The organism is Rahnella sp. 1L-D-7-B-C2, from assembly GCF_057290995.1.
The window spans coordinates 337696-352144 of the sequence record NZ_JBXAVQ010000001.1 but is presented as its reverse complement, the minus strand read 5'-3'; the positions used below and the strand labels follow the sequence as shown (position 1 = coordinate 352144).

Annotated in this window: 11 protein-coding genes; 6 read left to right on the top strand and 5 right to left on the bottom strand. The window is 53.0% G+C overall.

Annotation, left to right across the window (positions count from 1 at the left end):
- Window positions 1-140: 140 nt before the first annotated feature.
- The 3 genes from AC0Z7K_RS01575 to puuD are packed head-to-tail and all read right to left on the bottom strand — an operon-like array spanning window position 141 to window position 2870.
- The gene (locus tag AC0Z7K_RS01575) at window positions 141-1454 is read right to left on the bottom strand and encodes an NAD(P)/FAD-dependent oxidoreductase (RefSeq protein WP_413528491.1); all 1314 of its coding nucleotides are present in this window, start codon (window positions 1452-1454) and stop codon (window positions 141-143) included.
- Between the two features lie 50 nt (window positions 1455-1504).
- Window positions 1505-2062 carry an HTH-type transcriptional regulator PuuR gene (gene puuR / locus AC0Z7K_RS01570; RefSeq protein WP_413528492.1) on the bottom strand — a complete coding sequence of 186 codons (558 nt, stop codon included), beginning with the start codon at window positions 2060-2062 and terminating at the stop codon, window positions 1505-1507.
- A 4-nt stretch (window positions 2063-2066) separates the two neighbouring features.
- Window positions 2067-2870, bottom strand: coding sequence for a gamma-glutamyl-gamma-aminobutyrate hydrolase (gene puuD / locus AC0Z7K_RS01565; RefSeq protein ID WP_413528493.1), 804 nt, complete (start codon window positions 2868-2870; stop codon window positions 2067-2069).
- Between the two features lie 377 nt (window positions 2871-3247).
- On the opposite strand from puuD, the gene AC0Z7K_RS01560 reads away from it, so the two are divergent.
- Together AC0Z7K_RS01560 and AC0Z7K_RS01555 are read left to right on the top strand one after the other, a co-directional pair.
- Window positions 3248-4672 carry a glutamine synthetase family protein gene (locus tag AC0Z7K_RS01560; RefSeq protein WP_413528594.1) on the top strand — a complete coding sequence of 475 codons (1425 nt, stop codon included), beginning with the start codon at window positions 3248-3250 and terminating at the stop codon, window positions 4670-4672.
- Between the two features lie 463 nt (window positions 4673-5135).
- Window positions 5136-6512, top strand: a complete 1377-nt coding sequence (locus tag AC0Z7K_RS01555; protein WP_413528494.1) for an APC family permease — start codon at window positions 5136-5138, stop codon at window positions 6510-6512.
- Window positions 6513-7113: 601 nt separating this feature from the next.
- Here AC0Z7K_RS01555 and sbcB read toward each other — a convergent pair.
- On the bottom strand, window positions 7114-8541 hold the full coding sequence (gene sbcB / locus AC0Z7K_RS01550; protein ID WP_485612468.1) for an exodeoxyribonuclease I: 1428 nt from the start codon (window positions 8539-8541) through the stop codon (window positions 7114-7116).
- 224 nt (window positions 8542-8765) lie between these two features.
- On the opposite strand from sbcB, the gene AC0Z7K_RS01545 reads away from it, so the two are divergent.
- Window positions 8766-9863 carry an FUSC family protein gene (locus AC0Z7K_RS01545; RefSeq protein WP_485612467.1) on the top strand — a complete coding sequence of 366 codons (1098 nt, stop codon included), beginning with the start codon at window positions 8766-8768 and terminating at the stop codon, window positions 9861-9863.
- 169 nt (window positions 9864-10032) lie between these two features.
- On the top strand, window positions 10033-10365 hold the full coding sequence (locus AC0Z7K_RS01540; protein WP_112164482.1) for a DUF496 family protein: 333 nt from the start codon (window positions 10033-10035) through the stop codon (window positions 10363-10365).
- An 80-nt stretch (window positions 10366-10445) separates the two neighbouring features.
- Here the strand turns inward: AC0Z7K_RS01540 and AC0Z7K_RS01535 are convergent, their stop codons facing one another.
- Window positions 10446-11549, bottom strand: coding sequence for an ABC transporter ATP-binding protein (locus tag AC0Z7K_RS01535; protein ID WP_485612465.1), 1104 nt, complete (start codon window positions 11547-11549; stop codon window positions 10446-10448).
- Window positions 11550-11825: 276 nt separating this feature from the next.
- On the opposite strand from AC0Z7K_RS01535, the gene AC0Z7K_RS01530 reads away from it, so the two are divergent.
- The gene (locus AC0Z7K_RS01530) at window positions 11826-13052 is read left to right on the top strand and encodes an extracellular solute-binding protein (RefSeq protein ID WP_413528498.1); all 1227 of its coding nucleotides are present in this window, start codon (window positions 11826-11828) and stop codon (window positions 13050-13052) included.
- Window positions 13053-13141: 89 nt separating this feature from the next.
- Entirely contained in the window at window positions 13142-14443 is a 1302-nt protein-coding gene (locus AC0Z7K_RS01525; protein ID WP_485612863.1) for a carbohydrate ABC transporter permease, read from the top strand.
- The last annotated feature ends 6 nt before the right edge of the window (window positions 14444-14449 follow it).

Genomic DNA, 14449 nt, shown 5'->3' with positions numbered 1-14449 from the left:
ATGGCTAAGGCGCCATCAGAAAAGCGCTCCTTAATTTATCAGGAAAATGAGGGCGTTGCTGAGTTCATTTGGGATTTTTATTAACCTAATAAGGCTTTCCGCCGGATCGGTAACCCAACCGGCGGAAAGATGAGGAAAGGCTAAACGCCCAGACGATCACGCAGGGAATAATAGGCCGCGCCAAGCATAGTGAAAGGCACCTGGAAGTTGCGGCCACCAAAGAATGGCATATGCGGCAGGCGGGCGAAGGCATCAAAACGCTCAGCGTCGCCGCGCAGTACTTCGGTGATCAGTTTCCCTGCCAGATGCGTCAGCGTCACGCCATGTCCGCTGTCGCCCTGCATATAGTAGATGTTGTTCTCCAGCCGCCCGAACTGCGGCAGGCGTGAGAGAGTCAGCAGGAAATTACCGCCCCAGCGATAATCGATTTTCACGCCTTTCAACTGCGGGAAGGTGCGGTTGAGCTTGGGCAGGATCACAGAATCTATATTCGGCGGATTTTTACCGCCGTAGGTCACGCCGCCGCCGTACAGCAGCCGGTTATCCGCGGTAAGACGGAAATAGTCGAGCAGATAGTTGCAGTCTTCCACGCAGTAATTATTCGGCAGCAATGACAGCGCCATGTCTTCTGAAAGAGGTTCAGTGGCGATGATTTGTGAACCACACGGCATACTCAGACGCGTGAGGCGCGGCGCGAGTTGCTGGCTGAGATAAGCGTTGCCCGCCAGAATCACAAACTTCGCTTTCACCTGACCCTTCGCGGTGTGTACACGAGCCGGATCACCGTGTTCAATGCGCGTGACCGCCGAGCCTTCGAAAATGCGTCCGCCGTGACGGCGTATAGCTTCGGCCTCGCCCAACACCAGATTTAACGGGTGAATATGCCCGCCATTCTTATCCAGCAGCCCGCCGACGTAGCGGTCGGTGGCTATTTCACGGCGAATAGCACTTTCATCCAGCAGGGTTAATTCGGTGTGACCGTAACGGTTCCACAGCTTTTGCTGGTCACGCAACCTGGTAAGCTGGCGCGCACTCAGTGCGGCAAACACGCAGCCCGGCCGGTAGTCGCAGTCGATGGCGTACTGGTCGATGCGCTGGCGGATAATGTTCGCGCCTTCAAACATCATGCTGCCGAGCATATCGGCGGTCTGACGGCCGTAGCGGTCTTCGATGACATCAATATCGCGGCTGTAGGAATTGACTACCTGACCGCCGTTGCGCCCGCTGGCGCCCCAGCCAACGCGGGCAGCTTCCAGCACCACTACGTCGTAACCGGCTTCACAGAGATATAAAGCAGAGGAGATGCCGGTGTAACCGGCGCCGACAATGCAGACATCGCACTCAATATTGTCAGTCAGCTCCGGCCATGGCGCGTGCGCGTTGACGGAGCTGGCATAGTAGCTGTCGGTGTGGGGCACGCCGGCAGCGTCGGGACTTCGTGTGTGAGTACTCATAGTGACATCCTTCTTTTGGTTCCCGTTGTCAGGCCCAGATCCTGCGACAACTAGAAGGTATTAGGGGTATGTGCGCTAACTATCCTGCAAATTCGCGTGGAAATATTACTGAAGCTGTGTGGGTTGGCGGTATTGATGGCATAACTCTGCCCGGCACGCAGCGGATAACTCTGACCATTGATGGTTAAAATAATCTCCCCTTCTAACAGGGTGCCGACTTCCTCTCCCTGATGCTTGATTTTGTCGCCGGTGGTGCTGCCGGGCTGATAAGTTTCCAGCAGCATGGCGACCGCGTGGTTGGGCGTGCCGTTGTGTACCATTTTCATGGACACGCCACGGCTGCCGATTTCAATCAAGTCTGCCGAATTGATGACAATTTTTGGTTTGTCACTCTCGCGGGCTTCAGCAAAAAATTCGGATAACGACAGCCCGTACACCCGCAACAGTTTTTGTAACGTGCTGACGGCGGGGCTGACTTTATCCTGTTCGATGGTACTGATGGCGCTGTGGGTCAGGCCAGACAACTCGGCGGCTTTGCGTTGAGACATGCCGAGTTGCTGACGAATTTCAGAAAGCCGGCGGCCAGGCGCCAGACTGACTTCGCTCATCCGTCTATTCCTCGCGAGCGCTCCGGGCCTGATGGCCTTTGCGGCAGGCATTAATAAAAGCGTTGAACAACTGACGAGACACCGGGTCCGTCAGGCTGTGCCATTCAGGATGCCACTGCACCCCCAGAGCAAACGGATGGTCGCGAACGCTAACGGCCTCTACCAGATTATCTGGCGCACGGGCTTCCACATTCAGTTCCGCCCCCAGCGTTTTTGCCCCCTGACCGTGCAGGGAGTTCACCTGAAACTGCTGATAATCGGGTAACAATTCCGAAAGTAAACCGCCCGGTTCGATATGCACCGGATGCACGACGTTATATTGGTCGTCATGTGGCAGGCTGGTATCTTCGCGGTGATCCCTATAGCCCGGCACCTCCTGCACCTTGCGATACAAACTGCCGCCGGTCGCGACGACCAGTTCCTGCATGCCGCGGCATGCCGCAAATAAAGGGATCTTTTTATCCAGCGTGGCACGGATAAGTTGCAGGCTCAGGCGATCGCGCCCCGGATCGGCGAGTGCCTCGACACCTTCTTCACCGTACTGATGGGGTTCAATATTGCTGGGGCTGCCGGTGAGGAAGATGCCGTCAAGACCGCGCAGGATCTGATCTATTGCACCTTCGCGCGCCGCCAGTTCATGCGGCAGACAGACGGGCAGGGCGTCGGCGTTAAAAATGGCGTCCAGATATTTTTCGTGGACGGTGAGAGCCGGGTTTTCATCAACGGTGTTTTCACACATTACTACCCCAATGATCGGCCTGTAGCTGGTCTGTTTTCCAGCGGATGCCGTGGAAAATATATTGCCCATAATACCGCCTCGTTGAGTGGATGAATGAATTGGCAGCGGGCGTCTCTCCACACGCGGCTGTTCGGAATTATTTCAATGATTCTGGCCTTCTCCTGACCAATTTAGCAGCGCATTGATGGCATTTCAAACTGAGTTGTTATCAAATTGTAGGTGTTGCAAAAAATTAATGTTAAGGCTAGGGTTAATCATATGGCCTATATTTTGAGCACGGTCGGGCGGATAAGCGAATCACTGTGATAACTGAGAATGAAGACTCATGAGAAAACTGCGTTGAACAGAGCACTCAAACGGTAAGGCTTAACCGGCAGGCATCATGGTGGTGCCATTGACGCCGGAAACCAGCAAATGGCGGAAAACCTATGCAAGCGACTCAACTGATGAATGAAATTAAGAAAGAGATTAGCGAGAACGAACCTCTTGCTAAGCACATTGAAGAGCGAAGTAGCGCGTTCCAGGATGAAGTGTCTCAATACCTGGAGCGTCACCCGCTTACCCTTCACGTCGACGTCCTGCTCACCGATCTCAATGGTTCCTTCCGCGGCAAACGCGTTCCTGTCTCTTCATTACGTAAACTCGAAAAAGGCTGCTATTTCCCGGCATCCGTATTCGCCATGGACATTCTCGGTAATGTCGTGGAAGAAGCGGGCCTCGGCCAGGAGCTTGGCGAACCCGATCGCAACTGTATTCCGGTTCCCGGCACTTTAACGCCTTCAGCCTCTGACCCTGAGCACACCGGGCAACTGCTGCTGACCATGCTTGACGAAGATGGCACTCCCTTTAACGTTGAACCCCGCAATGTGCTGAATCATATCTGGCAAACATTGCGCCAGCGGGGCCTGTTCCCGGTGGTAGCGGTAGAGCTGGAGTTCTATCTGCTTGACAGGCAGCGCGACGCCGAAGGCTTTATCCAGCCGCCGTGTACACCCGGCACGCAAGAGCGCAGCATGCATACGCAGGTTTATTCTGTAGATAATCTCGATCATTTTGCTGATGTGCTGAGTGACATCGACCGTCTGGCGCACATTCAGGGCTTGCCGGCTTCTGGCGCGGTGGCGGAGTCCTCTCCGGGTCAGTTTGAAATCAATTTACAGCACAGCGAAAATATTCTGCGCGCCTGCGACTATGCCCTGATGCTCAAGCGTCTGGTGCGTCTTGTGGCGGAAAATCACGAAATGGACGCCACCTTTATGGCGAAACCCTATGACGAGTATGCCGGCAGCGGGATGCACATCCACCTGAGCGTACTCGACGACAATGGCAAAAACCTGTTTGCCAACGCCAATGGCGATGACTCCGAATTAATGAAACGGTCACTGGCCGGGATGATTGCCCTGATGCCCGCGTCGATGGCGGTGTTAGCGCCGAACGTCAATGCGTTCCGCCGCTTCCAGCCGGGCATGTATGTGCCGACGCAGGCATCGTGGGGGCATAACAACCGCACAGTTGCACTGCGCGTGCCGTGCGGTGGCGTGGCCGATCACCGGGTTGAATATCGTGTGGCCGGTGCTGATGCCAACCCGTATCTGGTGGTCGCCACCGTGCTGGCGGGGATGCTGTACGGGCTGGACAACGATTTACCGCTGCCGGAACCGGTGACGGGGAACGGTCTGGAGCAGGAAGGCATTCCGCTGCCTATTCGTCAGAGCGATGCTTTGTATGACTTTGATGAACAACCGGCGTTGAAAAAATACCTCGGCGAGCGTTTTTCACAGGTTTATCACGCCTGTAAGTCAGATGAATTATTGCAATTTGAACGCCGTGTAACGGAAACAGAAATCGACTGGATGCTGCGTAACGCATAGTGAATGGTTAACAGACATGCACATGATGTTCAAAACTGGAAAAGAAATTGTAACTGGACGCCACTGATTGTTGTCATTCATGCGTGATTTGTGCAAAATACGCCGCACTGCAGATAACCGACGCTTAAAGGCGCCGGTTATTTTTTTTGTATGTGCAGTACCCAAACTAATTTAACAGAGGCCGGACCCAGATCCGGATAGATAACAAGGTTCGTGTGCGATCCCAAATTCAAAACGGTCGCCACTATGAGGAAATGTAAAATGGGGCAATACTTCAAACCTGTACCGGTGCCCGCCGGTGCTTCTTTCAGCTGCAGCCACCTTCGCTCAGCCTTCACCTCCATGTTCAGCGATGTGAAGATCAATCCCCCGTTTACTGGTAATAACTCACGAAGTTTTCCCTGTACGTTGCGTTCAGAGGCGTCTAAGCGCCCGGTGTCTGCAATCCAGGGAGGGCTGAGCCATGTCTGCTAATGTTTCTGCCGCTCCGGCACCTCAGCGCGCGCAACTGCGTAAAACCCTGACGCTGGTTCAGGTTGTGATGATGGGCCTGGCCTATCTGCAACCGATGACCATTTTCGATACTTTCGGTATCGTCTCCGGCCTGACCGATGGTCACGTCGCGACTGCGTACATCTTTGCACTGATTGCCGTTCTGTTTACCGCCGTGAGTTACGGCAAACTGGTGCGTCGTTTCCCGTCCGCCGGTTCTGCTTACACTTACGCACAGAAGGCGATTAGCCCTCACGTCGGCTTTATGGTGGGCTGGTCATCTCTGCTGGACTATTTGTTCATGCCGATGATCAACATCCTGCTGGCAAAAATTTACCTGGAAGCCATCTTCCCGGGCATTCCTTCGTGGATCTTCGTTACCGCGCTGGTCGCACTGATGACTGCCTTCAATCTGCGCGGCATTAAAGTGGTAGCGAACCTGAACAGCATTATCGTGGTCGTTCAGGTTGCGATCATGGTGGTCTTCCTCGGGCTGCTGGTGCATGGCGTGTACATGGGCGAAGGTATGGGAACGCTGGCGACCACCAAGCCGTTCTTCAGTGAAAACGCGCATGTGGTGCCGATGATTACCGGTGCGACTATCCTGTGCTTCTCGTTCCTCGGCTTCGACGGCATCAGCTCGTTGTCTGAAGAAACGCCAAACGCGGGTAAAGTCATTCCGAAAGCGATTTTCCTGACAGCGCTGATCGGCGGCATCATCTTCGTAGTGGTGTCTTACTTCCTGCAGCTGTACTTCCCGGACATTTCGCGCTTCAAAGATCCGGACGCTTCTCAGCCTGAAATCATGTTGTACGTGGCCGGTAAATTCTTCCAGTCCGTCATCTTGTGCTTTAGCTGCGTGACCGTTCTGGCCTCAGGCATGGCCGCTCATGCGGGCGTATCACGTTTGTTGTACGTGATGGGCCGCGACGGCGTCTTCCCGGAAAAAGTGTTCGGTTATGTGCACCCGAAATGGCGTACCCCGACGTTCAACGTCGTGCTGGTAGGGGTTGTTGCGATGTCCGCGATAACGTTCGATCTGGTAACCGCGACGGCGCTTATCAACTTCGGTGCGCTGGTCGCTTTCACCTTCGTGAACCTGTCGGTAATCTCGCAGTTCTACATTCGTGAGAAGCGTAACCAAACCTTTAAAGATCATTTCCATTATCTGATCCTGCCGGTGATTGGCGCACTGACCGTCGGTGCCCTGTGGCTGAATCTGGAATCGAGCTCAATGACGCTGGGTCTGGTCTGGGGCGCGATCGGGTTGGGATACCTGGCATTTATTACCAATGCTTTCAGGAAGCAGCCACCGCAGATGAGTGGAGAAATTGCCCCCGAGGCGTGATGGATGGCCCTTTGGAAAGGGCCGGAAACTTTTTTTTTGCAGAAGGCCGCTGCAATGGCGGCCTTTCAAATCTGATTGAGATGATTTCGGTTTCTTAATTGCGGTGATCTCTTAACGCGCAGCGCCGAAACCGAGCAAAGGGGGGAAGTGCTTTCCCCCTTTGCATTCCCCCCGCTTTTTCAAACACGCGCTATCGTCTGGCCGATGGACGTGTTCTGCGAGTTTCGCGTGTGGCGTAAAACCCTGCCGCTACGCGGTGCCCTCTCTCGGTCTTCGAGCCTAAGGTCTCGAAGCCGCTCCGTTCGGCAGGATTTTTTGATCGCGCCATTTCACCATTTTTCAAAGTCAAAACCAGATGAATTTTGAGCAAAGTGTTTTGCTTTTAAAGTGATCCGGGCGGGCCAAGTTGCGGCAATAGCGGGAGTTTATGAAACATAGCCGATTTGCATGGCACTGGTTTGAAAAAGCGAGGGGAGTCCCGAGGGGAAAAGCTTTTCCCTCGGGTCGGTTTCGGCGCGAAAGGTCAGGCAATTACAGATATTGAGAAACCGAAATATTCTCGATCAGATTTAAAAAGCCGCCATTGCGGCTCTTGTGCAATCTACGAAACCAACTTTTTCCCATATTCAAACAGCGCCCCGAGAAGCGCTATCTTCTCCGCATCCCCCTCATGCAAGTTATAGAGCGATTCAAGCTCAAAAATGTACGCCTGCACGCGCTCATCAGTGAGCTTCGTCTGCCTGTGCGCCATCCATCTTTTTTGTTCGGCGTCCGTCAGCGTCTCGGGATAATTCCTCGCTCTGAAGCGAAACAACAGAGGTTCTATACGTGAATCGTTAAACGTCAGATCCAGCGCAGGGAGGTTCTCGGGGCGAGTTTCAAGGAGAATGCGCATCGCGGCGCGATCGGCGTCGCTGAAGAAACCGTCGTACAGGCGGGCATCAACGTCCTCGGAGGCGACATAAGGCTCGGCTTCGGCGAACATTGTCACCACCTTTTCGCGCACCTGTGGATTCTGACGCAGCAGTTGCAGGTTCTCCAGACAACGCTGACGATCAATTCCTAAGCGCTCGGCATTTTCCGGCAACAGCGTTTTTGCCGGGGCAAGCACCGGACATTTATTGATGTGCACCAGCTTGACCGGCAGAGGAGACTGGCCGGGCTCGAGCGAATCGCGGCGGCTGTACAGACGTTCGCGCATCTGATCGGGATCGAGATCGAGCAGCGTCGACATATCACCGGCCAGATCGCACATGATCACGGCATTTTTATTCTCAGGATGCCACGCCAGTGGCGCGACCCACGCAGTGTTGCCGCGCGCGGCACCAAACATACCGGAGACGTGAACCAGCGGTGCCATAGACGGGATGTCGATAAGCTGGTTGAGTTTGTGTTTACTGCGATGCTCCAGCAGGAAGCTGAACAGACGCGGCTGCGCCTGCTTCACCAGCTTGGCCATGGCAATGGTGGCGTAAACGTCAGCCATCGCATCATGAGCATTTTCGTGTTCGATACCGTTGGCTTTGGTCAGGTGCTCAAGGCGGAAACTCGGGAAGCCTTCGTCATTTTCCGGCCAGTTGATGCCTTCCGGGCGCAGCGCGTAACAGGCACGCATCACGTCGAGTAAATCCCAACGGGAATTGCCATTCTGCCAGCTGTAGGCGTAAGGGTCGTAAAAGTTGCGATACAGAATGTTGCGGCTGACTTCATCGTCGAAACGGATGTTGTTATACCCGACGATACAAGTGGCCGGTACGCTGAAGGCTTTATGGATTTGCGCGGTAAACTCCGCTTCGTTCACGCCGCGTTCGAGAGCGATTTGTGGCGTAATGCCGGTGATCATCACCGCTTCCGGCTCTGGCAGATAATCGTCAGACGGGCGGCAATAGATGACTAACGGTTCTTCGATGATATTGAAATCTTCGTCAGTTCTTACCCCGGCAAATTGTGCCGGACGATCCAGCGCCGGATTTTTACCGAATGTCTCGTAATCATGAAAATAAAAGGTTTTTTGCGGCTTGTCTGACATTACGGAGATAACCTTATCACTGCGGGAATGGGACGAAACTGTGGATAGGATACCATCCGTCGGCCTGATGTCATGACAAAATCCTCTGCTCTGGAAGACGGTACTAAAAACGCCGGGATTTTCCGTCCCCATCTCCCCAAACCCTGACCAAACCGGGGTGATCCACTTAATTAACTCAGCTAAACTAGCGACATCATTTAACTTTCGCCTACGGCTGGCTAAACGTGCGTCTCGACAAGAAAATTTCTCCGCTGGATAACGTCATCTACCGCAATTATCGGGTCACCCATGCGCTGCGTATCGCGCTGGCGTTTATCCTGACGTTCCTTATCGTACGCCTGACCCATATTCCTGAAAGCACCTGGCCGCTGATCACGCTGGTGGTGGTGATGGGGCCGATTTCATTCTGGGGAAACGTGGTTCAACGGGTGATGGAACGCGTGACCGGCACGGTGCTCGGAGCCGCGTCGGGGCTGATTGCCCTGTGGCTCGAGCTCTATTCCCTGCCGGTGATGCTGGTCTGGTGCGCGTTGGTAATGTTTGTCAGCGGGTATCTGACCCTCGGTAAGCGGCCTTACATGGCGCTGCTGATCGGTATTACGCTGGCGGTAGTATGCGGGGCGGGGCCGGGGGATATGGAAATGGCGCTGTGGCGTTCCGGTGATGTCATTTTCGGATCCCTGCTGGCGCTGTTGTTTGCCAGTATTTATCCGCAGCGCGCCTTCATTCACTGGCGTATGCAGATGGCAGATTATCTGATGTCGCTGAATAAAATCTACAGCGCGTGGCTGTCGCCGAACCTGCTGGAACGCCCGCATCTGGATCGTAAGCTGAAAAATGCCATGAGCCAGATGGTCAAGATGCGTTCCCTGTTTGCGCCATCGAGTAAAGAAACCCGTGTGCCGCGCGAGGCGTTTGACGCTATCCAGACACTGAGCCGTAATCTGCTGTGCACGCTTGAGCTGCTGGCCGATGCCTACTGGAGTTCCCGCGAAAGCCATTTTCTGATGCTCAATGCCCGCACCTTACGCAGCGCACAGCTGCTGATGCTTGATACGCTGGAAAAACTGAGCCTGATGCTGCTCAACGGTACGCGCGGCGATGAACTGAAAATTTCCAATGAGCTGAATGAATCGGCGGAAGAGCTGAAAGCGCTGATGACCGAAATGAATGCCGCCAACCATCTGGAAGCGCAGGTGTATGGCTACGTCTGGCTGAGTGCGCAGGTGGCGGAGCAACTCAAATCCATGGGTGACCTGATCACCATGGTGATGCAGAAAGAAGAAGCTCAAATAAGCAGCGTTAAAACGCCGAAAGCGTGAAGGGATTTTTGTCTGCGGCCTAAAACGGGTAAGATGACGTTATTGGACGATTATCTGAGCGCGCAGCACGAATTTTGCTACGCTTTTTGCTAAGTTGTTATTCTTTGTAGGCAAAGCGGTTGCGACAAGTCAGTCACTGAATCTGTGTAACTTAATCGAAGGTGTTAAAATGGACAATATCAATAAGCCTAGCTTCCAGAACGTTCTGGAGTTCGTGCGTATTTTCCGTCGTAAAAACAAATTACAACGTGAAATTGCTGACAACGAAAAGAAAATCCGCGATAACCAGAAGCGCGTTCTGCTGCTCGACAACCTGAGCGATTACATCAAGCCAGGCATGAGCATCGACGAAATTCAGGCGATCATTGCCAGCATGCGCGGCGACTATGAAGATCGCGTTGATGACTACATCATCCGTAATGCAGACCTGTCGAAAGAACGTCGTGAAATGTCTAAAAAGCTGAAAGCGATGGGCGAAATCAAAGCGAACGAAACCAAGTAATTTCGTTACTGCTAAAAGCAAAAAACCGGGTTTATGCCCGGTTTTTTTACGCCCGAATTTTGCAGGAGAGGATGTGGCGGTTAGTGAAGATGAGACAAACTTGCCGCGCTGATACGCAGACCGGCGTCGTTGAACACCATGCAGCGATCGGCGTCAAACCACGTGGTCAGGCTCTGGTACGGATTGAACGCCATGTCACCTGGCAGCAGCATTTTGAAACCGTCGGTGCCGTAGCACTGGCCGAACAGGTACGTACTGTTGCCCAGTCGCTCGACCACTTCGCAGTTAAACTCCAGCTGATTTTCCGTCTCTTTCGATAATAAGTGCTCCGGGCGGATACCGAGCGTAATGGCATCACCGGTAGCCAGTTCGCTGGTGCGCAGGGCCAGCGTCAGGGTTTTCTCCGGCGTCAGGCGGACTTCCAGCCGCTCCGGCTGCCAGCTGATCACCTCGGCGGGCAGGAAATTCATCTTCGGCGAACCTATGAAACCGGCGACGAATTTATTCACCGGGTTGTAGTAGAGATCCATCGGCGCGCCCATCTGTTCCACTTTTCCGTAATTCATCACCACAATTTTATCCGCCAGCGTCATCGCCTCGGTCTGATCGTGGGTGACATACACCATGGTGGTTTTCAGTTCCTGATGCAGTTTAGAAATGTGCAGACGCATGTCCACGCGCAGTTCGGCATCGAGGTTGGAAAGAGGTTCATCGAACATAAACACCTGAGGATTGCGTACAATCGCCCGTCCGATGGCGGTGCGCTGGCGCTGACCGCCGGAAAGCTGTTTCGGCTTTCTGTCCAGCAGATGGGAAAGCTGTAAGGTTTTGGCGACCATCTCCACCTGATGGCGGATTTCCTCTTTTGGTACGCCGTTCACTTTCAGCCCGTACCCCATGTTCTCGGCAATCGTCATGTGTGGATAAAGCGCATACGACTGAAACACCATCGCCACACCGCGTCGTGACGGATCGACGTCATTCACCCGCTGCTCACCGATATACACATCACCTTCAGTAATCTCTTCCAGCCCGGCAATCATGCGCAGCAATGTGGATTTTCCGCAGCCGGACGGCCCGACGAACACCGTGAATTCGCCATCTTCAATATCAATATTGATGTTATGCAGCGTCACTGTCTTATCGAAACGCTTCACCACATTTTTGAGTCTGATGCTGGACATGTTTGACCTCTTAAAGATTCATACCGCTGATATTTCGGACTATAACCACCTTGTGTAAACGTTTGCACAGGGCGGTTCGAATTTTGGAGAGCAGATCACACAATACACATCTTTTGGTAGTGATTTTGTTATTCAAAGTTTAACGTATAACACGAATTCAAGAGCGACATTAATCACCGTGCGTGCAGGTTTTAAAGGGTTTTTTAGCATGGGTTGTTGATTGGGTGTCGTCAGGTTCCATACAAAAATGTTATACCTTCACATCCAGGAGCAACAATGAAAATTACACACCTTACTGCCTTGGTACTGATGTCATTAAGCCTTAGCAGCCAGGCCGTCCGGGCAGCCGAGGGTCAGTTACTTGTCTGGGAAGATATTAAGAAATCTTCAGGTATTGCCGACGCCGTCAAAGACTTTGAAAAAGAGAACAACGTCAAAGTCGTCGTGCAGGAAACGCCTTACGCGCAGCAAACCGAAAAATTACGTCTTGATGGCCCGGCGGGGATTGGTCCTGACGTGGTGGTGATCCCCAATGACCAGCTTGGCACTGCCGTGGTTCAGGGATTACTGGCGCCGCTGACGCTCGACAAAGCGTTCACTGACAGCTTTACGCCGTCGGCGATCAACGCGTTCCAGCTGAAAGGGCAAACCTATGGCGTGCCGAAAGCGGTCGAAACGCTGGTGCTGATTTACAACAAGGACCTGCTGCCAAAAGCGCCGGATACCCTCGATGAGTATTACGCCTTCTCCAAAGAGGAAAGGGCGAAAGGCAAATATGGCCTGCTGGCCAAATTCGATGAGGTGTATTACGCCTACGGCGCGATTTCATCAATGGGCGGCTACATATTTGGGAAAGACGCCAAAGGCGAGCTGAACGTTGAAGACATCGGCCTGAATAAACCCGGCAGCGTCGAAGCTGTGACCTATCTGAAAAAATTCTATGCCGACGGATTATTCCCTGCGGGCATCACCGGCGATAACGGCCTGAACGCCATCGATTCCCTGTTTACTGAAAAGAAAGCGGCGGCAGTGATCACCGGCCCGTGGGCGTTCCAGCCGTATGAAGCGGCGGGCATCAACTACGGCGTGAAACCGTTACCGCTGTTGCCCAATGGTAAACCGATGAGCTCTTTCCTCGGTGTGAAAGGGTATGCGGTATCGACCTACAGCAAACAGAAACCGCTGGCAGAGAAATTCATCACTTTCATCAACCAGCCTAAGTACGCCAAGGTGCGTTACGAAGTGACCAAGGAAATCCCGGCACTGACTGCGCTGGTCAATGATCCGATGATTAAGAACGATGAAAAAGCCAACGCGGTGGCGTTACAGTCCACCCATGCGACCGCTATGCCGGGCGTACCGGAAATGCAGGAAGTCTGGGGACCGGCTAACAACGGCATCCAGCTCGGCGTGACCGGCAAGCAGCCGGTGCAGGCCGCGCTCAATGACGCCGTGAAAAACATCCAGATGCAAATTGAAGCGGCAAAAGCCAGCAACGAGTAATTCGCTAAATTATTCGCTAACCAGCCAGTACGTCTGAATGGAGGGAGTGATTTCACTCCCTCACCAGTGAAAGGAATATCTTTGTGTCTATGCGTCTTGACGAGGAAAATCACGTGCCACACTCCGCCAGCCACCATGCGCCGGTGGCACTGGCTGCGGCGCTGATCCCCGGTTTTGGTCAGTTCTATAACCGACAATGGGCCAAGGGAGTCATCTTTTTTATCATTCTGTTTTGCTTCGCCGGTGTATTTTATGATTTTCTGCAACAGGGCTTGTGGGGCTTATATTCGCTGGGCGAAGAAGTTCCGCGCGATAATTCCATCTTCCTGCTGGCTAAAGGGATTATCAGCGTCCTGATCGCCGCCTTTGGCGTTGGCTTTTATTACTGGAGCCTGCGCGATGCGTGGGTGAACGGAAAACGACGTGATCTGGGTATGGAATTACCCGGCGTCAGAAAGCAGTATCATTTACTGCTTCGCGAAGGCTTTCCTTATCTGATGATAACGCCAGGCTTTATTTTGCTGGTGTTTGTGGTGGTATTTCCGATTATTTTCGGCTTCTCCATCGCGTTTACTAATTATAATTTGTACCACACGCCGCCGGCGAAATTGGTCGACTGGGTTGGGTTCAAAAACTTTATTAATATCTTCACGCTGAACATCTGGCGCTCAACGCTGCTGGACGTTTTACAGTGGACGGTAGTCTGGACCGTGCTGGCGACCACGCTGCAATGTACCGTCGGCGTGATGCTGGCGATTCTGGTAAATCAGAAAGATTTACGCTTCAAGGCGTTGATCCGCACTATCCTGATTTTGCCCTGGGCGGTGCCTGGCTTTGTGACCATTCTGGTGTTCGCCGGGATGTTTAACGATACCTTTGGCGTTATCAACAACGGCATTCTGGCCGCGTTAGGGATTGAGCCGAAAGCGTGGATGACGGATCCGTTCTGGACCAAAACTGCGCTGATCATGATGCAGACCTGGCTGGGCTTCCCGTTTGTCTTCGCAATGACCACCGGCGTATTGCAGGCGATCCCGAATGATTTATATGAAGCGGCGACGATGGACGGCGCGAGTACCTGGAAGAAGTTAAAAACCATTACGCTGCCGCTGGTGTTGTATTCCATTGCGCCGATCATTATTACGCAATACACCTTCAACTTTAATAACTTCAATATTATCTATCTGTTTAATAACGGTGGCCCGGCTGTGGCCGGATCGAATGCGGGAGGAACGGATATTCTGGTGTCATGGATATATAAACTGACCATGTCGTCATCGCAATATGCCATTGCCGCAACCATTACGATTTTGCTGTCAATATTTGTTGTCGGTATTGCGCTGTGGCAATTCCGTTCAACCAATTCATTTAAACAAGATGATATGGCGTAAGCGGGA